The sequence below is a fragment of the Pseudoalteromonas sp. OFAV1 genome, assembly GCF_021532595.1.
Taxonomy (GTDB): Bacteria; Pseudomonadota; Gammaproteobacteria; order Enterobacterales; family Alteromonadaceae; genus Pseudoalteromonas; species Pseudoalteromonas lipolytica_C.
The window spans coordinates 35,984-54,864 of record NZ_JAKGBG010000025.1 but is presented as its reverse complement, the minus strand read 5'-3'; the positions used below and the strand labels follow the sequence as shown (position 1 = coordinate 54,864).

General features: G+C 36.9%; 23 protein-coding genes and 1 tRNA gene. 10 read left to right on the top strand and 14 right to left on the bottom strand.

The features are described 5' to 3' along the window. Window positions 1-7: 7 nt before the first annotated feature. Window positions 8-322 carry a GapS6a family protein gene (gapS6a, locus tag L1267_RS14345; RefSeq protein WP_235383239.1) on the bottom strand — a complete coding sequence of 105 codons (315 nt, stop codon included), beginning with the start codon at window positions 320-322 and terminating at the stop codon, window positions 8-10. 401 nt (window positions 323-723) lie between these two features. Between gapS6a and L1267_RS14340 the strand changes: the two genes are divergently transcribed. The 3 genes from L1267_RS14340 to L1267_RS14330 all read left to right on the top strand — a co-directional run bounded on the left by L1267_RS14340 (window position 724) and on the right by L1267_RS14330 (window position 3,323). After that, a complete protein-coding gene (locus L1267_RS14340) occupies window positions 724-1,689 on the top strand; it encodes a hypothetical protein (RefSeq protein WP_235383238.1) in 966 nt (321 codons plus the stop codon). Beyond that, window positions 1,661-2,119, top strand: coding sequence for a hypothetical protein (locus L1267_RS14335; protein ID WP_235383237.1), 459 nt, complete (start codon window positions 1,661-1,663; stop codon window positions 2,117-2,119). Before L1267_RS14340 ends, L1267_RS14335 begins: the two co-directional genes overlap by 29 nt. 217 nt (window positions 2,120-2,336) lie before the next feature. Further along, a complete protein-coding gene (locus tag L1267_RS14330; protein WP_235383236.1) occupies window positions 2,337-3,323 on the top strand; it encodes a hypothetical protein in 987 nt (328 codons plus the stop codon). 18 nt (window positions 3,324-3,341) lie between these two features. Here the strand turns inward: L1267_RS14330 and L1267_RS14325 are convergent, their stop codons facing one another. Both L1267_RS14325 and L1267_RS14320 read right to left on the bottom strand, forming a co-directional pair. Next, window positions 3,342-5,573 carry a DNA-methyltransferase gene (locus L1267_RS14325; RefSeq protein WP_235383235.1) on the bottom strand — a complete coding sequence of 744 codons (2,232 nt, stop codon included), beginning with the start codon at window positions 5,571-5,573 and terminating at the stop codon, window positions 3,342-3,344. Beyond that, entirely contained in the window at window positions 5,560-5,715 is a 156-nt protein-coding gene (locus tag L1267_RS14320) for a ribbon-helix-helix domain-containing protein (RefSeq protein WP_235383234.1), read from the bottom strand. Before L1267_RS14320 ends, L1267_RS14325 begins: the two co-directional genes overlap by 14 nt. A gap of 174 nt (window positions 5,716-5,889) precedes the next feature. Between L1267_RS14320 and L1267_RS14315 the strand changes: the two genes are divergently transcribed. The 3 genes from L1267_RS14315 to L1267_RS14305 all read left to right on the top strand — a co-directional run bounded on the left by L1267_RS14315 (window position 5,890) and on the right by L1267_RS14305 (window position 8,371). Continuing rightward, window positions 5,890-6,909 (top strand): integrase, encoded by a 1,020-nt coding sequence (locus L1267_RS14315; RefSeq protein WP_235383233.1) that lies wholly within the window; start codon window positions 5,890-5,892, stop codon window positions 6,907-6,909. Window positions 6,910-7,035: 126 nt separating this feature from the next. Next, window positions 7,036-8,124 (top strand): tyrosine-type recombinase/integrase, encoded by a 1,089-nt coding sequence (locus L1267_RS14310; protein WP_235383232.1) that lies wholly within the window; start codon window positions 7,036-7,038, stop codon window positions 8,122-8,124. Continuing rightward, window positions 8,111-8,371, top strand: a complete 261-nt coding sequence (locus L1267_RS14305) for a hypothetical protein (protein WP_235383231.1) — start codon at window positions 8,111-8,113, stop codon at window positions 8,369-8,371. The genes L1267_RS14310 and L1267_RS14305 overlap by 14 nt, the downstream gene beginning before the upstream one ends. Here L1267_RS14305 and L1267_RS14300 read toward each other — a convergent pair. Beyond that, entirely contained in the window at window positions 8,363-8,554 is a 192-nt protein-coding gene (locus tag L1267_RS14300) for a hypothetical protein (protein ID WP_075594324.1), read from the bottom strand. The genes L1267_RS14305 and L1267_RS14300 overlap by 9 nt on opposite strands. Before the next feature lie 148 nt (window positions 8,555-8,702). Between L1267_RS14300 and L1267_RS14295 the strand changes: the two genes are divergently transcribed. After that, a complete protein-coding gene (locus L1267_RS14295; protein WP_235383230.1) occupies window positions 8,703-8,855 on the top strand; it encodes a hypothetical protein in 153 nt (50 codons plus the stop codon). 116 nt (window positions 8,856-8,971) lie between these two features. Here L1267_RS14295 and L1267_RS14290 read toward each other — a convergent pair whose 3' ends face one another. The 9 genes from L1267_RS14290 to L1267_RS14250 all read right to left on the bottom strand — a co-directional run bounded on the left by L1267_RS14290 (window position 8,972) and on the right by L1267_RS14250 (window position 15,854). Continuing rightward, window positions 8,972-10,549 (bottom strand): DNA primase family protein, encoded by a 1,578-nt coding sequence (locus L1267_RS14290; RefSeq protein ID WP_235383229.1) that lies wholly within the window; start codon window positions 10,547-10,549, stop codon window positions 8,972-8,974. Then, window positions 10,546-11,349 carry a bifunctional DNA primase/polymerase gene (locus tag L1267_RS14285; RefSeq protein ID WP_235383228.1) on the bottom strand — a complete coding sequence of 268 codons (804 nt, stop codon included), beginning with the start codon at window positions 11,347-11,349 and terminating at the stop codon, window positions 10,546-10,548. Before L1267_RS14285 ends, L1267_RS14290 begins: the two co-directional genes overlap by 4 nt. A gap of 51 nt (window positions 11,350-11,400) precedes the next feature. After that, on the bottom strand, window positions 11,401-11,913 hold the full coding sequence (locus L1267_RS14280) for a hypothetical protein (RefSeq protein WP_235383227.1): 513 nt from the start codon (window positions 11,911-11,913) through the stop codon (window positions 11,401-11,403). Between the two features lies 1 nt (window position 11,914). Beyond that, window positions 11,915-12,454: a hypothetical protein gene (locus L1267_RS14275; RefSeq protein ID WP_235383226.1), complete on the bottom strand. Its 540-nt coding sequence runs from the start codon at window positions 12,452-12,454 to the stop codon at window positions 11,915-11,917. Window positions 12,455-12,531: 77 nt separating this feature from the next. After that, window positions 12,532-13,212: a hypothetical protein gene (locus L1267_RS14270; protein WP_235383225.1), complete on the bottom strand. Its 681-nt coding sequence runs from the start codon at window positions 13,210-13,212 to the stop codon at window positions 12,532-12,534. A 104-nt stretch (window positions 13,213-13,316) separates the two neighbouring features. Continuing rightward, on the bottom strand, window positions 13,317-13,508 hold the full coding sequence (locus L1267_RS14265) for a hypothetical protein (RefSeq protein WP_235383224.1): 192 nt from the start codon (window positions 13,506-13,508) through the stop codon (window positions 13,317-13,319). A 177-nt stretch (window positions 13,509-13,685) separates the two neighbouring features. Further along, window positions 13,686-14,309: a hypothetical protein gene (locus L1267_RS14260; protein WP_235383223.1), complete on the bottom strand. Its 624-nt coding sequence runs from the start codon at window positions 14,307-14,309 to the stop codon at window positions 13,686-13,688. Between the two features lie 109 nt (window positions 14,310-14,418). Further along, a complete protein-coding gene (locus L1267_RS14255) occupies window positions 14,419-15,501 on the bottom strand; it encodes a hypothetical protein (protein ID WP_235383222.1) in 1,083 nt (360 codons plus the stop codon). A 158-nt stretch (window positions 15,502-15,659) separates the two neighbouring features. Beyond that, on the bottom strand, window positions 15,660-15,854 hold the full coding sequence (locus tag L1267_RS14250; protein ID WP_235383221.1) for a hypothetical protein: 195 nt from the start codon (window positions 15,852-15,854) through the stop codon (window positions 15,660-15,662). Window positions 15,855-16,015: 161 nt separating this feature from the next. Between L1267_RS14250 and L1267_RS14245 the strand changes: the two genes are divergently transcribed. After that, a complete protein-coding gene (locus tag L1267_RS14245) occupies window positions 16,016-16,453 on the top strand; it encodes a DUF6641 family protein (protein ID WP_235383220.1) in 438 nt (145 codons plus the stop codon). A gap of 2 nt (window positions 16,454-16,455) precedes the next feature. Continuing rightward, a complete protein-coding gene (locus L1267_RS14240) occupies window positions 16,456-16,884 on the top strand; it encodes a JAB domain-containing protein (protein ID WP_235383219.1) in 429 nt (142 codons plus the stop codon). Window positions 16,885-17,107: 223 nt separating this feature from the next. Here the strand turns inward: L1267_RS14240 and L1267_RS14235 are convergent. Beyond that, window positions 17,108-17,184 (bottom strand) — tRNA-Ile (locus L1267_RS14235). A gap of 272 nt (window positions 17,185-17,456) precedes the next feature. Here L1267_RS14235 and hemN point away from each other — a divergent pair. Then, window positions 17,457-18,830 (top strand): oxygen-independent coproporphyrinogen III oxidase, encoded by a 1,374-nt coding sequence (gene hemN / locus L1267_RS14230; RefSeq protein ID WP_235383218.1) that lies wholly within the window; start codon window positions 17,457-17,459, stop codon window positions 18,828-18,830. The last annotated feature ends 51 nt before the right edge of the window (window positions 18,831-18,881 follow it).

Here is an 18,881-nt window from a genome sequence, read left to right as displayed (position 1 = left end):
ATTAACCCTAAAATTTAATATTTGCCTCGTTATTCCCTATACCAGAGTGTGTTTGATTCACCGTTACGTTTTGGTTAGTCCTAGTTTTTGAAACTATATCTAACACCTCAGGTAAATTATTAAAGTGTTTTTCAATTTTTCTTTCAGACCAGTCTTCATCGATACGTGCTTCTTTAGATAAATTAACAATCTTTTCTAAATCTGAATCTGAAAGCAACCATTTCTGAAGTGCATTTTTTAATGTAGAAGTTGTAAGCTCTACACCTTTAGAGATTAAGCTATATGTTGCAGATGCAAGTAGCGATACTGTGAATCCGTCCATTTCGACTTCCTTTTAACAAAAGTAATATTTAAAAAACATTATGTATACTAAGCATATTACATGCTTTATGTTAATTTTAAAGTAGCACAGAGGTAGCACAGGATAATTTCTGTTAGTAGGTGGTTACTTGGGAAGCTTGTAAAAATGGTGGCCCCTCCCAGACTTGAACTGGGGACCTAACGATTATGAGGCCCAGTTGGCAAGGTGGCCTCCGTGCAGATATAGCGAAGTTTAGTGAGAACACAAGACTGGTTGTACCGTATTCGTAACGAGGTTTGTATTTGTTCGTTACCTTTTAAAGTTTTTCTTTCAAAAGAGCAAGTGCTTACATTTTTGGGGAGTTATGGTAAGTTAATCCGTACCAGATTTAATCACTATTAAACTATATATGGATGTTGCAAATGAAGCTGTATTACTTCTCTTATTTTATAAGGAAAATATCAACACAAGAGAAACTAATTCACAACATCTCTGATCTTTTGACTGCTTATTGTAAATCTAACAATAATGCATTAAAAGGAAGCTTTAAATATGGCGATGAAAAGCTTTATCTAGCCAAAATAGACGGTTATAAAAATACGTATTATTTCTTGAAAACCAATAATAATGACTTGTTAAAGCGGATAAATGAAAACAGCATTTCAGTTGGTGACATCAAGGACAAGTTGCATAACAACGAAAAAGTTGCTTTTACTTCCCACATCCACCTTTCATCTGATCGCTCTATCTTAGCAATCGCTAGTGGGGTTAGCTGTCCAAGAATTGATACTTTTGCAGACTACTTTAATAACTTGATAAAGAAGTTAGGATTAAACGATTACGAAATTGAATTCACTGCTTTAACTTCCAACGCGACTAAAAAAGACTTACTAGAAATGGAGGTTGTGAATAGCATCTTTGTTGATGTCGATGCGGATAATGGCTCTGGTAAAGCTATACTTTCTGAACTCTTTGGAGATACGAATTCTGGCATTGGTGGGTTTAAGATTACTGTAGAGTCTACGCAGGGGAATATCAAAGAAGCTTTAAAGAAAATTATAAATAAAAAAGATAAATCTGGGATCGTTCGAATTGGTGCTAAAGCGAAACACAGCGAACTCAAAGGTCAGTTGATGGACTATTGGCTGGATAATGAAAACGCTCTTTCTGATAAATTATCGCCTTCAGCTAAACGTAAGTCTCTTGCCGATCAGATAGGTGAAAAGTTTGACTCAAATGCTCAACTCCAAACTTTATATAACTCATTTATAAGCAACCTGACGAACGCAAAGACAGATACTGATGCTAACCTTGTATCTGCTAACGATCAAAAGTATTTTGATGACTTAGGGGGGGGCAATGAGAAAGACGGAAATCAAAAAGCTTAAAAAGTGGGTTTATTTCTCTCCCGCAATTGGTGTGATTATTGGGTTCATTTATTTTCTTATAAAAGCCAAATATAGTATCAGCTTAGGTTTCACTGACATAAGAACACTGGCTACTATTGTTGCTGGTTTTAGCTTCACAATGCTTGGCTTCCTTGCGGCTATGGCAACTTTTCTATTTTCATTACAGAAATATAAGTTCTTCAAACGGTGGCTTGAAGATGGAAATGCAGAAGTGTTTTTTTCCCTTTATAAAGTATCAATTGTTTGTCTTTTTATAACGTTTGCAGCAAGCTTGATAACGTTCACAAGTCAAGGGCAGCACCTTTCGTTTAAGATAATGATGATGTTTATCATCAATAATATCGTACAGTTATCTGTAATAACGCTAGTTTTAGTTAATAAAATATCATCAATCCAAAACACGCAGTGACGATACTTCATACCTAACGTTTTTGTTTGTTTAATTTATTTAAACCTTAAGTTTATTCAAAAAAGTGCAAAATACTCCAGTATATAGAGTATCAATCTAATTTCAGCTAACACTTCCCCTAATAGCGCATAGTTCAATCCAACTAACTCTATGGATTTACAGGGCTTTCTGAGCAAGGCATACTTATACTTTATAAGTAAGTTAAAAAGGGATTTACATGTCGACCAAAAATACATTGACGACAAATATAGATGAATTGACTGAGCTGACAAAAGATACTCGTGTTGTCCTTAATAACCGAGGTATCGATGTGTTGGCGGATGTTAGCGATGTTAATTTTATGGAATTAATATCTGATCTCGAAGAAGAACAGCAGAAATCTTTTTACGAAATTGTTTACAAGGCTAATGTTAATTTTTTCTTCGAGAAGACAAGTGCGGTATCCGACTTACCAGTATTATCAAAGAGAAATAAAGATAAATTAGTTAAGAAAGGGTATAGCTCACTTGGCGATTTTAATGGTGTTTATTACCCTGATATTTATGAGCTCATAGGCTTTAATCCTGCAAAAGAAATCTTAGTAATAATATTGGCATCTAAAACAGAAGTTTGTTTTGAACAACCAAACTGGGGCGAAGATGAGTGGAAAAGTTTTGTATTGCACTTGATTGATTTTGGCCTGATCACTTGGGAAGATGTTGCCATCAACATGTGCTCGGAGTTAAACCCTCCACAAGTAGGCACAGCTGTTGCGGAACAAGTAAAGCCTAACTATCCTCCAAGACAAGCAATGAAACATGTATTTAAGTGGTTTTATGAGCAGTCTGGAAAGTGTGAAGTTTCAGGCAAAAGGCTTTGGTTAGAAGCTGATCATAAGGTTCCCAAAGAGCATTTTATTCGACAAGGAAAAGATCCAAAAGAAGCAAACACACTAGACAATTTCCAACTTCTAACGAAAAGGGAAAATGTCATAAAAAGAGGCTCTCATCGATTGGGTGGATTATCGTTTGCTCAGGCTTCTGCGGTGCTAGTATACGTACTGCTGAGATATAAACCTAAAAACATCGAAGATTTTGGAAAGTTATGTCGAAATTATGGCCTTACTATGGCTGCTATTCGCTTCCAAGAGGCTTGGGCCCTTGCAATCTGGTTATCAAAAGAAGGGCTCTATGAAATTGATTCTATGGAATCAAACGAGGACTAATTTGAAAGCTCAATTACATTAATTGAGCTTTTTCTTAATTAACTCCACATATTCATCCATCGCTTCAGATAATATGCATCTTATACCATGCTTTTTTGCTGAGATAGCTGTAGTTCCGCTGCCTGCGAAGGGGTCCAATACTAATTCACCTGGTTTTAAATTTTTCATTAGTAAGTTAGGAATTGACTCAGGGAACGGCGCTGTATGCCCATAAGTATTTTTTCCTTTCACCATTTTTATAACGGGTTTACACCTTAATACAAATGGCCATTCATAAGTTCGCTTCCCTGGTTTTTTAAATATTAAGTTATGTTCCCAGCAATTGAGAGGGCTCTGATAATAAGGGGTTAAATTACCCGAGTTATAGGCTCTATTACCTTCAATTTCGCCTTTATCCCAAGGTATATTTGTAATATATTCAAAGCCAAGAGTACGAAATGAATGAACAATGAGCGAACTTAATATCATGCGTTTCTTACCCATTGCTGAACTTATAATAATGTTTTCATTATCAAAGTAGTCAAAAATGTTAAATACGAATACAGAACCAGGCTCGAGAGTTCTGAATACTTCACTAGAAATCATTCGCATCTTATGTAAATAACAATATAAATTGGGGTATTGAGAGTATTCTCGTGCGTTATAGTATGGTGGGGAAGTTACAGCCCCTGAAATAGAGTCGCTGGCTAAGCTCTTTAGTGTAAATTCACTGTCACCCTGAAGTAGATGTACTTGATTACTTAGTTCATGAGCAACTAATTCTGATGACATACAACTTTTACGGTCAAAATTCCAGCGCTTAAAAAAATCAGATGAAATGAAGTTTTCCCAACATCCAAGATCAAGTTTTCCAGTTACGTGACTATTTGTGCTTATTGTTCTACCAAAATCATTAACTGGTTTAGCGTTAAAAAATGTTATTCCATCGCCTGGCAAAGAATAACACTTTATTAAATACTCATAAATTTCAGATTTGTTAACGCTGTAAAGTATGTCGCGTTTCCAGCGACTAAGTATACTCTTACTTATTTGTGAGTCTGGGCAATCAATAGCCTGTTGTTTTAATATGCTTTCATAGGAGAAGCGTTTCCCTCTATTAGACATACTTCGATCTGCGCAAATCAAGTTTTTGCATTCCCAGCTTTTAACTCCAAGCCTAGGATAGCTATTTCCTTGAACTTGCTTAGATCTGCACTTAGGGCATGGAATTTTTGTTTCGTCTCTTACATCTTTTCTGAAAAGAATAAGTAGATCTGGAGCCGTCTCTCCATCATCAGAATATAAGCAAAATGTATCTTTATAGAAAAAGCCTTCATTTATCTTAGTGAAACTACCCTCATCAAATATTATGTCCAAATAATCTGACGTTATTTTTTCAATTTTTTCAGGCTTAAAATAATTGATTTCTTCTTTATGTTCGTAGAATTTTTCTGCAAAGAGCACAATATCTGAAGCAAGTTCCCATAAGTGGCTTTGCGATTTATGAATGTGTATGGCTAAATAACCGTGATTATCTATAGCGTCAAAAGACTCAGAAATAAACTGACAAACAAGCTCTCTTATACATGAGTAGTCTAATTGGGAATATTTTTCTTCATTTAGAAAAATATATTGTAGAGACTTCGTTCTACTAAAGTTGTCGTTAGAGTTTATATAGTCCCAATAGTCAAACTCATACTCCGACTCGTCAATGCCAGAGTTTAGACAATGTATATGCTTTTCGTCAAAAAGCTCATATATAAAGTTGGAAAAAATGGCCTCTAACATTGTTTCCTTCAATGATGAATCTACTTCCTTAGTTCTTCTATTTAGTGGGGAATCAACTTGATTATGGAATTCTTCTAAAACTTTATTATCAGAGATTAACTTTATTTGAGATAAAATATGATCTTTATCATTGCTGGATAGAGTTTTTGAATCAAGCAATCGTTCTAATTGCAATAAATTATTATTGCAAAGTGCTTCGTATATTTCCTTTTTTTCAACGGTGTTGAAATATACTTTGTAAGTAGCTGCAGAGTTAACTATTTCTTTAAAATTACTATCTTCTAGCTTTAACTTTCTTTTTATCGCTCTAATAGCTGCTGATCTTGCTCTCTTTGGTTCTTGGCTTGCGCTGAGTTTATTTAGAAAATCTTCAGCAGACTCGAGTAGCTTTTTAGAAAATTGTACTTTTGGAGTTTCTATTATTTCAAAAAAAGTATCTATAAGTGAAACTAACCCACCTGATGGAACATTATTTCTTTTCAATTTTTTTCCGCTCTTTGTTTAAGTATTGCACCAATGCTTGACGAATTGTTTCACTTTGCGTTGTGTAGTAATCCTTGCAATGAGCTTCTAAGCGCTCTTTAAGCTCTTCTGGAATTCTAATTTCTATTCTTTCGTTTTTCATACGCATTACACTTATATTTTATACGTACATTGTACGGTGTCGTGTGGTGCTATGGCAACAGTTCAAATGATTTAGGTGTACTAGTGAATTAAAGGTCGAATAGAAGGTATTGATACTGTTGTCTATCAGGAGAAAAAAGTTGGAAACTGGATAAAAGAGACTTTGGAAGGCAATATGTCAATTTATAAACGTAAGAATTCAAGATACTATTACTGCGAAATCAAAATCAACGGCAATGTAGTAATTCGCAGTACTAAGACCACTAAGAAGTCGTTGGCCTTGCGTTTTGAGAGCCAACTACGAGAGGAACTTTATAGACAGCAAGTATTAGGTGATAGACCTACGATCACTTTAGCTGATGCAATACAGGAATACGCAAGTAGTAAGATGGGATCGGTCAATCAGGAAAACCTTGATACACAAATTAGAACACTGAACTTTCAGTTGTCTCGAGTTTATTCACTTCAAGCGGAATTACATGGTTTGAATGGCTGTCATTTGACTAGATTAGTGTCCCTCAGGCGTAAAGATGGGGTAACAGAAGGTACTATCAGGTTGATGCTTACCACTTTAAAGGGGATTCTTAATTGGTCGAAATCAGCAGGTTATTTACAGCCTGATAATTTAGTTATACCGAGAATACGTGTAAACAACCAACGCACCAGAATCTTATCTCAGAGCGAAGAAATTCAATTGCTTGAGCGCTTAAGACTGAACAAGAATCCTGATGATTATGATCTAGTAGTTTTGCTATTGGATACTGCGGCTAGATTAAATGAAATTCAACAATTGCGATGGGATTCGGTTGATTTAAAAAACGGTGAAATTCACTTATGGCGCACTAAAACTAATACTGAATCGATAGTAAAACTCACGGATCGTTCGTTGGATATTCTTAATAGAAGACAAACCACAACTAAGCATTCAGAGTTAGTTTTTCCATCGAAAAAGGGGGGGTTACGTAGAACAACACCTAAGTCTATCCAAAATGTTTATAAAGAACTTGGCTTACAAGGTTTTTGCACTCACTCCATTCGTCATACAACAGCGTCCAAACTAGTTAAAAACGGTATGAGCTTATTTGCAGTTTCTAAACTTTTAGGGCACTCAAATATTTCAATGTCACAGCGCTATTCTCACTTGGAGCAAAAGGCTGTAGCAAATCAAGCAGTTGAAATTCTCAATAACAATTAATAACTTAACTTGGCACTGAACGCTGATAAAAGTTTCGCCGAGATTTGGTAAGCCCGTTGAACTCAAGCATAAATAACTATGAAGCTAAACGACTCGGTAAGAGTCAATTTGATAGGATTTATGATTATGAGTGTATTTAAAAGAAACGGTGTTGGTAATTATTACATCCAGTTTAATTTCAACGGAAAAACTTACTGTAAAAGCTCAAAGACGACCAATAAACGTACAGCTGAGCGTATGGAGCGAGAATGGCGAGATGAACTCCATAAGATTGATGAATTAGGAGAACGACCAAGAATTACATTGCGTGATGCGTTGAATGGTTACCTTAACGAAAAGCAAGGTACTGGAAGCCAAAATTATGCATTTTCCAATGTCAAAACAGTAACAGAGCGAGTTAATGTCGATGTTTACGTAGACCAGATTCGTGACTCAGATTTAACTAAATTTAAGGTGTCTCGTGAAAAAGAAGGTATAGCACCGCAAACAATTAAACATAACTTTCAAGCGATTAGAAGTGCTGTAAATTGGGCTAAAGAGCATGGTTACAGTGTGAAAGAAGTTTCGTTCCCTAAAATTAAGTTACCTAAGCATCGTTTACGTTACTTATCCCACGAAGAAGAAGCAAGGTTGCTTACCGAATTAGACCCCAAACGCAAACGCCCGTTTCGCCCTGATTATGAGTACAGAACAGCGGAAGAAAACCGTCGATATCAAGATAATTACGATTTGGTTGTCTGCCTTCTAGATACTGGAGCGCGATACTCAGAAATTGCAGCTATTAAATGGGATTCAATAAATATTGTCGAAGGTACATTAAACCTATGGCGACCCAAGGTTAGAAACGAATCAATTATCTACATGACAAACCGTGTTAAAGAGATTTTTAAACGTCGATTTCAAAATCGGTTATCTGAAGAATTTGTATTTACGAACTCAACAGGACAGCCAAGAGGTTATCAAGCCAAGGGGATTAGAGCGGCTATAAAACGAGCTGGTATTGAGAACTTCAAAATTCACGATTTACGTCATACCTGTGCAAGTCGATTAGTACAAGCTGGTTTAAACCTTTATGAAGTAAAAGAAGTGCTTGGTCACACAGACATAAAAACCACTCAAATTTATGCACACCTTGAACGAAAAGATATTACAGCTAAAGCACGTGATATTTTGGAACGATTACAACCAAATGGAGATAACCATGTTGCTAAATGATGTTTTACATGAATCATCAGCTGGCTGGTGGAATAAGGCGCTGTATATACTTGATAAACTGTTCGGTTTCGAATCTGGCGGTAATTCAAAGCTGAAGCGTGTTAAACAAGTGTTTGATCAGAAATCAGGAGAACATGTTATTTACTTGGAATATCGTGTTAGAGCCGCTAATCAGTCACCAATACAAACACATTTGAACAGTAATTCAAAAGTGAAAGTTGATAAAAATAAGAAGGGTTCAAAGTAACATTTGAACCCCATTCCCCCAGCAATATAAATGTCCGTTTGCCAGACGGGTATTGTCCGAAGCTTTACAATACCAGCCAAGTAATACACCGTCTGTTCTTCTTGCTTCAATACGATTACCAACATCAGTAATTCGTCCAATCAGTTGTCCACTAGGTAATCGTATTTGTTTCTCAATCATCATAAACATCTCGTAATTTAGTTAATTAATCATCAACAAGGGTTAGTTGTTTTTCAACTGTTGCTGGATGCCCAGTTAAACGTAGATACTAAAATAAGATTTATGGAGAACTATTGTGGATATAATCAAGAGTGAATCAACGGAAACCAAGATGGATAAAGCCACACGCGTTTATTTGAAAATGAGAAATCAGGAAGGTGTCAGACGTAAAGATATTATTTCAGAATTTATTAACACTTGTGGTTTAACTCCAGCTGGGGCTTCAACGTATTACCAAAAAATAAAAAGTAAGCAAGTTAAATGATATACAGACCAAACAGACCACTTTTCAAGTAAAAATATATAAAAACTAATTCAGCTTATAGTTTTTACAATATTGTCACCTGAAACTTGGTCTGTATCATCTGCTAGCTTTTAGAATCAAAGCCCTACTACTGATTCTATGTTCGGGTCGTGTAATTTAAGTGAGATATACGTTGTAAAATCGCTTATTGATACGCCATTTACTACTAAACTACCTTTATTATCTTTACCGATTTTGTAGCCTTTTTTACGGAGTTCTTCTTTAAAATCACCACTAGTTGGTTGTGGATAATTATTCTGCTTACACCAGATAAAAAAACCATCACGCAGTTGATTATAGCTTGCTTGTAAATATAGGGTGTCTTTAATTGATACATTTTCAGTACAACTGTCGGTTAAAAACTGTGCAACTTTATCAGATTTACGTCGATAACCATCTTGTTTCGCTAAAAGTTCTTCAGGTACATTGAGCCCTTCGTTTAGAAACATTTGAGCACCTTTTACCATCCAATTTAAGATGCCAGCACCTTCTTCTTTAAACAGTGTTTCTTTGAGCTTTGGATCTCGTTTGTTATCAGTCACGACATAATCAAATGGTACTATTAATAATCGCTCCCATACCGCTGGATCTTGAGGTATATCCAATAGGAAATTTGTTGATAATACTGGTGTAAACATTGGTTGATAAGTAAAGGGTTTACCGTGCGGAGAGCGAGCAACCACTTTACCACTGCGTACACACGACTTAATCATAGCACTGTCAAGTTTGTCACCACGGCTTGATTCATTCATAGATACTAAACGTTTTGCAACAAGCTCCGCTTTAAAGTACTCCTTGTTATTACGCCTATCGGTAAAGATATCGGATTCAGTTTGCTCAGCGTAATCGGCAAGTATTTGTACCAATAAATCAATTAAAACGCTTTTACCGTTAAGCCCTGAGCCAATTAAAATAACGAACTTATCTTTATTGGTAATGCCCAATATCATTTGCCCAACAAGCCGCTGGATGAATGCTACCATTTCTTTATTGCCCAACATAATTTCACTGACAAACTTTTCAAAGCGCGGACAAGTAGCATCTTTATCAAATGAAACAGCCATCGATTTCATCATCAGATATTCTGGTTTATTAGTAATAAAATTACCATTTCTCAAATCTACAATTCCGTTTTTTACGCCAATGTAATGCGCTTTACTATCAAAGGTTGCTAGTGGCACTGTAATTCCTTTTTGCGCTTTAAATAGCTCACGTATGGCAAATATAGTAGTTTTGCTTTGTACCTTTTTACAGTGCTGTACTAACTCTTTAATACGTGCTTCAACCATCCTGATAACAGGCTTAGTATTGAATTCATCACCGAAGCTTTGAAGCTTCTTTTCTAATTTTCGATAGACAGATAATTCCTGTTTTCTTCGTTGCAACAACAAGTCTGCTAATCGAATTGTCGCTCCATTAACGTCTTGTTGCCAACGCCCATCATGAAAAGCAAAATTACCAAGCTCATCTACCCAAACAACTTTATTCTCTACTAAATTAACTTGAAGTTTTGCATTACCAGAATCTGTATAATCAAACTCTGGATCTAAATAGCAAAGCTCCCTTATTTGATTAAAATCTAGTTTTTCAATGGCTTCCAATTGACCTGATATTGCCAGTGATAACGTATCGCGCGGCTGTAAAGTCTCACTCATGATAATACCTCCGATAAAGTAAGTGGTTTATTATGTTTTCTTACTTGTGTAGGGTAGCTATAGGCGCTTTTGATCACTTGCATAGCTTCATCATCAGGGAACGGTGGAGTACACCTTCTGGCTGCTTCTAGAACGAATTCAATGAGTAATACTTGGTCAATATCAAATGCACGTAAGTGGCAGGCATAACGAAATAGGGTTTCATTGCGTTCTCCCTGAGACAAGCCCTGCATCACTTGTGTTGGATTAAACTTATCCGACTGTTTGTTTTTATGGCTCAGCAGTAGATCTTCCATCCAGCCAATAGGTTCTGCCATTGGTAAATCCGGATCATTAATTTCGTATTCGACAAGTTTGCCATTGATAACACTCGTAGAAGGTGCAGCAACGATATATCCGCCGTTACCACGAACATCAACGCCATCCAAACCACAAACTTTTGAGCCATTTGACACGTTAGTTTCAGGTGTCCACTTCACTGGAATATGGTAACCGCCTGTTGGTGTTTTAAACTGTAAAATTGGCGATTGACTAACAATCTTTCCATACCTTTCCTTGAGTGATTCTCGACCATCAACACCGTTTTTAACGTCAACATCAATGACGTTAAATTTTGATATTTCACCCGTTGCAAGACCAAGGTTGTATTTGCCACTGTTAAACCAGTTTTTTAGTGTGTTAATGTCCGTTGTTGCTTCATCTTGCCAGCCAGTGTTTAAAGGTGTCTTACCGTTTTCTTTTACCCGAAAAACATGAATACCCATGCCTGCAAAATACAGTGCAGCTGTAACTTTATTCATAATGATTCCTTAAAAGCACGCTGACGATATCAGCGTGCTTATCGTTTGAAGTTAATGACGAATGATACGAGCAAGATAAGTTAGCTCATTAAACAGCGTTTGGTGGTAGTCGGTACAAGGTTCTTGCCCAATGTACTGTTCTATTAACTTATTAATGCGTGTTGCTTTTTCGATTAAAGCGTGACCTTTTAATACACCTAAGATTTGTGCTAATCGAAATACACCGGTTAATACTGCATGAGTGAACGGGACATCACGGTAGAGCCAGTAACAATCTTCTAGATTGCTAATCGATGCTTGTCCTTTAGTGTCAGGTATTTTGATATTAATTGGTTCTGACCGTGCAGGATCACAATCCTCTACTTGCATTGTTTGGTAACTAACTTTTTTATATGCCACCAATAGTTCACGCTGCTCTCTATTGATAATCGCAATTTCACCGAAATCACCGCCCTTAAGTGCTATTGCGTCAACACAAACATCATCACTGACACCAATATCACCAAAGATATATGCAATGGATAGTGGCTGCTTTTGCCAAACGTAATTCTCTAGATATTTCATATTAAGCCTCTGCATCATTAAGTGTTTGCGGATGAGTAGGCGGGGTGTAGTCATAAATTATAGGTGCAGCTATCACTGACCAATTGGGTGACTTATTTTGTAATAAGCTTTTAATAAAGCGGTATAGGTGACCTGTAACATAAGCGAGTCTGTCAAAATAAATTGACGACGTTTTATCTTTTGCCGCATCGCCGATAGTTTCTTGATACAGTTTATTGCGAAGTATCATTTTTCTTGCTTTTGCTGGTGTTAAGCATTGCCATAATTTAAAAAGGCCAAAATACACGTCTTGAATGATTTTAGGGTTACTGCAGTGCTTAGCTAGTTCATCTAGGTTTTCATAGCTTTGCCAGCTTTCATCTTGTTTTACTGTAAAACTAAGGCCATTATTCGGTAGAAGTAGAATGTTAATTTCGTGTGAGCAATTATCGACAGGCATCAGTGACACCATATCAACAGCAAAACTCATATCAATCGACGAAATAACAGCTTCTTTGACTTGGTATTGCCATGTTTTGGGTATATTGAGTTCTTTTTTCATTTCAATTCCTTAAGGGCGCACTTGACCACAGAATGGTGCTCGCCCTATACATTTAGATGTTTAGTTAAAAGTTTTGGTTAACGGTTGAGTGCTTGGAGGTCATAATCACTTGGCTTGTGATCAACCAGTAGCGACCAGTAATACCGACTGTTGGTATATAAGGCTGCAGTCATCCTTTGAATTTCATAATGGAGCCACTGCGCTTGTTTCTCGTGCGGTGAAGCAGGTATGCGTTGTATAAACCCAAGAACAAAAGCGTGGTCTACTTCGATTAACTTGAGTATTGCTTGCTTCTTCTGCTCATTGATTTTTGTAGATGCTTTAATACTTATTTTGCAAGCGAGTAAGATGTTTAAGCACGTTGTGGCTGAGAAATACCCAAATGAAGAAGTTGTAGGTAGTGTAAACGTATCAAGCTCCATTCCTCCTTTTTGATACCACGATTTAACAACGACGTACTCTAGTTGATTCTCAGTAATTACAACCGCATAAACATCTCTTAAATGATCAGCAGTAACGTACTTATCAGAGTGTTCGAGTTCAATAACTAACGAGTCTTTGCTTACGCCTTGAAAAATTGAAATATTAGCAAGTGTAGAGTCTTTAATTAGACTAACTTTCCAGTTAGACATATCAGCGATAAAACCTGATGTTAAACTATAAGCCCTTTCACCGAGCTCAATTCGCTCGCCTGATAATTTGAACGTCTTGATCTGAGCTTTAATTGAGTTGTGGTATTGAACATTTGAATTAGACATTTAATTTTCCTTAGCTTCACTGACAGGCACTCGATGCAAAAGTGAAGCGTTTAAGTAGGTTTGTTTAGCGTAAAGATAATGAGCTTTACGCTTTAAAATAAAAATTAAGGTTTCACACAGAACCAAGTGGTACCTTCACTAAAAGCCGGAATTCCATGAATGTAGGGGTAATTGACACTGCCATCTGGCAAGATTTCTTCATAATCGTTACCCTTGGATAGTTTGATTTCTATACGCTCATCAGTAATGAATTTATTTTGGTTTACATGGCTGGAATTGTTCGTATGTTCAGTCATTTATACTTACTCGTAGTTTTTAGTTAAAAGAGTGGTTAAGCAGCCTTAACCAAGGTTTCGGTAGGTACAATAGAGGCAAAATCAGATTGGATTTTTTTACGACAAGGCATTTGTCGTAAAGCTTGGAAAAGGTATAAAAAAAGGTGGCCATCACCACCTTTTTACTTTTAACGGAATCTAGAATATCTCCGATTCTTTAAACTCGTAGTTGGTTACCATGTCTTTAAACATGAGAAGGCTTTCTGCCGTTAAAGTAATGCCGTCCATGTAAAATGGACCAATTTCCGGTCTTAGGTCAAATTCTAGCCCTGATTTAAGTTTGAGGTAATTGATCGCTGTCGAACCGTCTTCGCGAAGTTTGCAAGTAAAATCTTCAACTATGCTTAAAAAATCACCGAAGTGTTTTCTTGAAACAGGGTAACGTACTGCATCTTCATTTGAGTAATGGCTGTAGTTTCCTATTGCTGTTACATTTACATAGCGGAAGGATTCATTATGAAATTTGCAAACGGCTAATTCGCATGTAATTGCATCGTTAATTATTTGCTCGATATGCTTATCATGATGCTCAAAGGTAAGCTTTTGATTGTTAAACGGCTTTAGTTTCTTTTGAAGCTTCTTAGTGATTTTGTTCGGTAATTTCTTATGAGCAAACACAACCTTTAATATTAGCGCTCCAAAAGCACTAAAGACAAACATGGGTTCTAAATCACTGCCAATTAGATAATCACCTTTCTCTCTCTGCAGATATTTAATTGCTGGGTATTCGTTAAAAGCTAATGTATCATTTTTGTTAGTCATGAGACTTCTCCTTCGTAAAGACTATGGCTTGATTGCCAACAAAGGAGATGATCACTGCTATTAGGGCTACGAGCTTTTTACGACAGAGCAATTGTCGGAAAGTGATAAATTAAGATTGAGCTTTGCGTTTTTTATGACATGGGCAACTTTTATCTTTACATAAAATATGCCCCTTTTCTAAGGTGAAAGTTTTTGTTTTTTTATCGTAATCCACAAAATACTCTTGCTTCAGTTTGGCTAAAGCCAACTTGCCATCACTACCTTTAGGGATGCCCAATGTATTTTTAAAACGCTCTAATGCTTTTTCAATGGCGCTAACCTTAAGTTTTACAGACGGCACATGAAGATCAGTCCTTGAAAGTGAAGAATCAAACACTTCAGTAGGCTTAAAATAAGTAATTGCGTATTTGTCTGTTTTCGATGTCCAATTGCCTTCACCAAATTTACGGTCGTACTGAGATTCTTTACGGAGTTCAAACTCTATGCCACGGTATCTAAATGCTTCAGACTTGGGGTATTTAGCAAACACGTCATATAGGCCCACCTGTTCAAATTGCAAGCAACCAAATTCGTTTTTATCGCTTAATATTTTTTCTGCATAAGTAATCGATAGCTGAGTTGCTAGTCTATTTGATATATAGGGGTGTTTCTCCCATATAACAGCCATTAAGCGCTTACTATATTCATTAATAGCAACTTTAGGTTTACGAGCTTTTTCTTGAACCTTTTGAAAATACTCAAATTGAAGCAATGAGTGAAAGGTAGCATCCAACCATACTATCTGTGCTGCCATCGAGTTAAGTTTATATATTCGTTGTAGGTCAAAAGACTTCGCGTTAGCCATGTCAACGAGGGTTCTTATGATAAAAAACGTTACTTCACCGCCAGTTATAAAGTCATTGTCAATAAAAATCGCAAAATCAAAATCTGTAATTTGATTATCACCCCGAAGAACTTCAGTTACGATTGCTGTATACCTCTCTAGCCGTAACTCAAATTCACCAAAGTTAAATTGTTCAAGAAACTCGAACATATCAGCGATAAAACCTTCATCGAAAAAGCCATCATCTTCGCTGAGATAATCGAATATTGTATTTTTTATGGTGCTTATAGGAAAGCTTAAGTCCTCAGGAATTATAACTTCAAAAGTGTTTGAAAATTCTCTGCTTTTTATAAAATCAATGTAATTCATAGACAGCACTCTTATGGGATCCTTACGCAGATTTTACATGAATAGACCTTGAAGTCGTTACCTGATAAGTAGAAAAAAGTGAGCGGATCTGGATATCCTTTCAGGTGAAATAAACTCTGCACCAAATTATTCGGGTTCAGGCTAAGCAGGTGGGCTTTCTATGAGCTTTTGAGGTTTTTTACTGCTTGCTCAATTTTTGAATGCAGCGAATTAAGTTGGTCATTATCCAATAGCTCAATACCAGCAATGTTCTCCAAAATTAATCCTATGTGTTCACCAATATCATCATCGTTATGGATATCTGATTCAATTAGCATTTCAGCGATCTGGTTAATTTGTTTCTGCGTTAGCATGGTGCCTCCTTGAAAGTATCAGTTAACTTTCTTGCACCTTCTTGCAAGAGACAACGGGAGCACAGTAAAAAGGCGTCATCTAAATAAAGAAATTGGCTGTTGCCAACAATAGGTTAATCGCTGGATGGTAATTGGGTCTAAATTAACCAACAGGTGAAGTAATGAGTCAATCAACACTAGCAAAACTGAAATGTACAGCCCGCCCGACTATTCCAGCTATCGAGCCTATTCAAGTTAAACGCGAAAAACTGATTGCCCGATTAAACGAACAACGTGCTATGGCTGCTTGCTTATTGGAAAATGAGGTGTATACCGCTTATAAAGAGGTTTGGATAACCGATGGTATTACCGGAGAGAAGAAACGAGTAAAGCAACCTAAGAAGCTAAGACAGTGGTTCTATCAAGTGAATGATACTTGGTTCTTTGAAATAAAGTATGGCAACAAGTCATTGGAATTACAGAAAGGTAAAGTTGCGATTGAAGTGGGTAAGCAAGAAAATTTACTGACAACAATCGACACCTTAATTCAGGGTGTTGAAAAAGGAGAGTTAGATACTCAGCTAAAAGCCGTTACTGGACCAAGAAAAGCAAAGGTCTAGGCTTGGCTATATTACGTGAAATAAGCTGTGTATATACCTTTAGGGAAGTAGATGATGACATTTTGAATGTAACACTTGATAGTCCAAAGAAGGTCTATCAAGTGTTTAAGCATTTGAAATATGAAACCAAAGAGCGTTTTATCGTGGTGAACTTGAACAGCCAGCATCAAATCATCAATTATGAAGTTATAGCGATTGGCACGGTAAATCAGATATCACTTCGTCCGGCTGAAGTATTGAGAACAGCCATTTTAATTAACGCACCAGCTATTATTCTAATTCATAACCATCCATCAGGTGATCCAAAACCAAGTCAGCAAGATTTTCATTTTACCGAACAAATTAAACAAGCCGCAAAGATGTTCAGTATCGATGTGCTTGACCATGTTGTTATTGGATATGAGCGTTTTGATAGAGCTGTTAGAGATTAAGCCCTGTTAAAATCAGGGTTTCAACCAAATTCATAGTTACTAAAAAATTACACGAATTTCGTTACTAGGGGCGATCCCCTATCAAACGTGACTACTTTTTAAAATGAAATTTAGGGAAAATTGAGGTGGTCCTAGTTGACCTTGGTCGGGATTGGCGACTTATCTGGTAAAACAGTAAAAAGATTATGGTCTTTCACCATACAGACCACATATTTAGTGGAGATGGTGGCCCCTCCCAGACTCGAACTGGGGACCTAACGATTATGAGTCGTGTGCTCTAACCAACTGAGCTAAGGGGCCATTGTATTAGCTTTTGCTAATTTTGAGATGCGTTTAGGAGGGTTAACTCACTAAAGCGGGTTGCAGTATAAAAAGTTTTTGTAACCTTGTCACTAGCAAAACTCTTTATTTTAAAAATCCTTAAACTATTTGCTCAAATAGTAAACTCTTTGTTTTTTCAACGACCTTAAAGCATGTCGATTGATTTCTAGCCTCCGACATTGTTCTAGATCAAATAGCTAAATCACTAAACTCGTTAAAATAGCCGCTCAATCAATTGCGGAGTGCTGACTGTGATAAATTTACCAAGCTGGGATCAATCTTTGATCAATAAATACAATATTTCAGGGCCAAGATATACATCTTACCCCACGGCGTTGTCTCTAGCTGATGGTTATAACCAACAAGATATGATTAACGCGATTGCGGCATCGAAAAGTCGTTCTTTATCGTTGTATATCCATATCCCTTTTTGCAGTCAGCTTTGTTATTACTGTGGTTGTAATAAGGTGATCACTCGTCATCAGTCTAAAGCCGATTTATACCTCGATAATTTAGCGCTTGAGATTGCTGAGCAGGCAACGCTTTTTGCTGATTATAACGTTGAGCAACTGCATTTAGGGGGTGGTACGCCAACGTTTTTATCTGCAGAGCAAATGAGCCGCTTAATGGCGTTAGTTGAGCAGCATTTTAATTTTGCTGATGATGCTGAGCGCGGAATTGAGATTGACCCTCGCTCTTTAGCTGATGGCATGTTAGTACATCTACGTAAGCTTGGCTTCAATCGTGTCTCGTTTGGTATTCAAGATTTTAATGATGCTGTACAGCTGGCGGTTAATCGTCCGCAAAGCGTGCAGTCAGTAAAAGGTTTAATTAGCGAGGCTCGTGAGCTTGGCTTTAAATCTATTAATGCTGATATGATTTACGGTTTGCCATTACAGACACCTGAAAGCTTTAAAGAGACAATTGCACAGCTGATTGAGCTAAATCCTGACCGAGTGTCTGTGTTTAATTACGCTCATTTACCAGATAGATTTGCAGCGCAACGTAAAATTAAAGACGCTGACTTACCTTCTGCTGGCGATAAACTTACTATGTTCAAAAATACACTTGAGCAAATGTTAGCGGCGGGCTATCAGTTTATCGGTATGGATCACTTTGCTCGTAAGGATAATGAACTAGCGATTGCCCAAAATGAAGGTAAATTACACCGTAATTTCCAAGGTTACACAACACATGGTCAGTGTGACTTATTAGGTTTGGGTGTGTCATCTATTTCGCAAATAGGCAATGCCATTTTACAAAACGAAAAAGAGTTGAAGCACTATTACAAAGCTGTGCAAGAAGGCTATGGCAGTGCAATCTGTAAAGGTGTTGCTTTAACTGATGACGATACGTTACGTGCAGCGGTGATCAAACAATTGATCTGCCAGTTTGAGCTGGATATTCCCTCAATCGAAAAACAGTTTAATATCAACTTTGCCAGCTATTTCTGTGAGGCATTGCAAGCACTGGACCCATTACTAGCTGATGGCTTGGTGTCTGTTAGCCAAGATAAGATCACAGTAACAGCCCGCGGTAATTTATTTATTCGTATTATTTGTATGTGCTTTGATGCGCACCTACAACAACAAATCAAGCAAACTCGTTTCTCACGAGTAATTTAACAACAAAAAGCAGAGCCTAGGCTCTGCTGTTTAACTAGCTTAATTCAACGA

Coding starts and splice junctions, on each gene's coding strand:
- gapS6a (WP_235383239.1), bottom strand. CDS start 322: ATGGACGGATTCACAGTATCGCTACTTGCATCTGCAACATATAGCTTA.
- L1267_RS14340 (WP_235383238.1), top strand. CDS start 724: ATGAAGCTGTATTACTTCTCTTATTTTATAAGGAAAATATCAACACAA.
- L1267_RS14335 (WP_235383237.1), top strand. CDS start 1,661: ATGAGAAAGACGGAAATCAAAAAGCTTAAAAAGTGGGTTTATTTCTCT.
- L1267_RS14330 (WP_235383236.1), top strand. CDS start 2,337: ATGTCGACCAAAAATACATTGACGACAAATATAGATGAATTGACTGAG.
- L1267_RS14320 (WP_235383234.1), bottom strand. CDS start 5,715: ATGAAAAACGAAAGAATAGAAATTAGAATTCCAGAAGAGCTTAAAGAG.
- L1267_RS14315 (WP_235383233.1), top strand. CDS start 5,890: ATGTCAATTTATAAACGTAAGAATTCAAGATACTATTACTGCGAAATC.
- L1267_RS14310 (WP_235383232.1), top strand. CDS start 7,036: ATGAGTGTATTTAAAAGAAACGGTGTTGGTAATTATTACATCCAGTTT.
- L1267_RS14305 (WP_235383231.1), top strand. CDS start 8,111: ATGTTGCTAAATGATGTTTTACATGAATCATCAGCTGGCTGGTGGAAT.
- L1267_RS14300 (WP_075594324.1), bottom strand. CDS start 8,554: ATGATGATTGAGAAACAAATACGATTACCTAGTGGACAACTGATTGGA.
- L1267_RS14295 (WP_235383230.1), top strand. CDS start 8,703: ATGGATAAAGCCACACGCGTTTATTTGAAAATGAGAAATCAGGAAGGT.
- L1267_RS14290 (WP_235383229.1), bottom strand. CDS start 10,549: ATGAGTGAGACTTTACAGCCGCGCGATACGTTATCACTGGCAATATCA.
- L1267_RS14285 (WP_235383228.1), bottom strand. CDS start 11,349: ATGAATAAAGTTACAGCTGCACTGTATTTTGCAGGCATGGGTATTCAT.
- L1267_RS14280 (WP_235383227.1), bottom strand. CDS start 11,913: ATGAAATATCTAGAGAATTACGTTTGGCAAAAGCAGCCACTATCCATT.
- L1267_RS14275 (WP_235383226.1), bottom strand. CDS start 12,454: ATGAAAAAAGAACTCAATATACCCAAAACATGGCAATACCAAGTCAAA.
- L1267_RS14270 (WP_235383225.1), bottom strand. CDS start 13,212: ATGTCTAATTCAAATGTTCAATACCACAACTCAATTAAAGCTCAGATC.
- L1267_RS14265 (WP_235383224.1), bottom strand. CDS start 13,508: ATGACTGAACATACGAACAATTCCAGCCATGTAAACCAAAATAAATTC.
- L1267_RS14260 (WP_235383223.1), bottom strand. CDS start 14,309: ATGACTAACAAAAATGATACATTAGCTTTTAACGAATACCCAGCAATT.
- L1267_RS14255 (WP_235383222.1), bottom strand. CDS start 15,501: ATGAATTACATTGATTTTATAAAAAGCAGAGAATTTTCAAACACTTTT.
- L1267_RS14250 (WP_235383221.1), bottom strand. CDS start 15,854: ATGCTAACGCAGAAACAAATTAACCAGATCGCTGAAATGCTAATTGAA.
- L1267_RS14245 (WP_235383220.1), top strand. CDS start 16,016: ATGAGTCAATCAACACTAGCAAAACTGAAATGTACAGCCCGCCCGACT.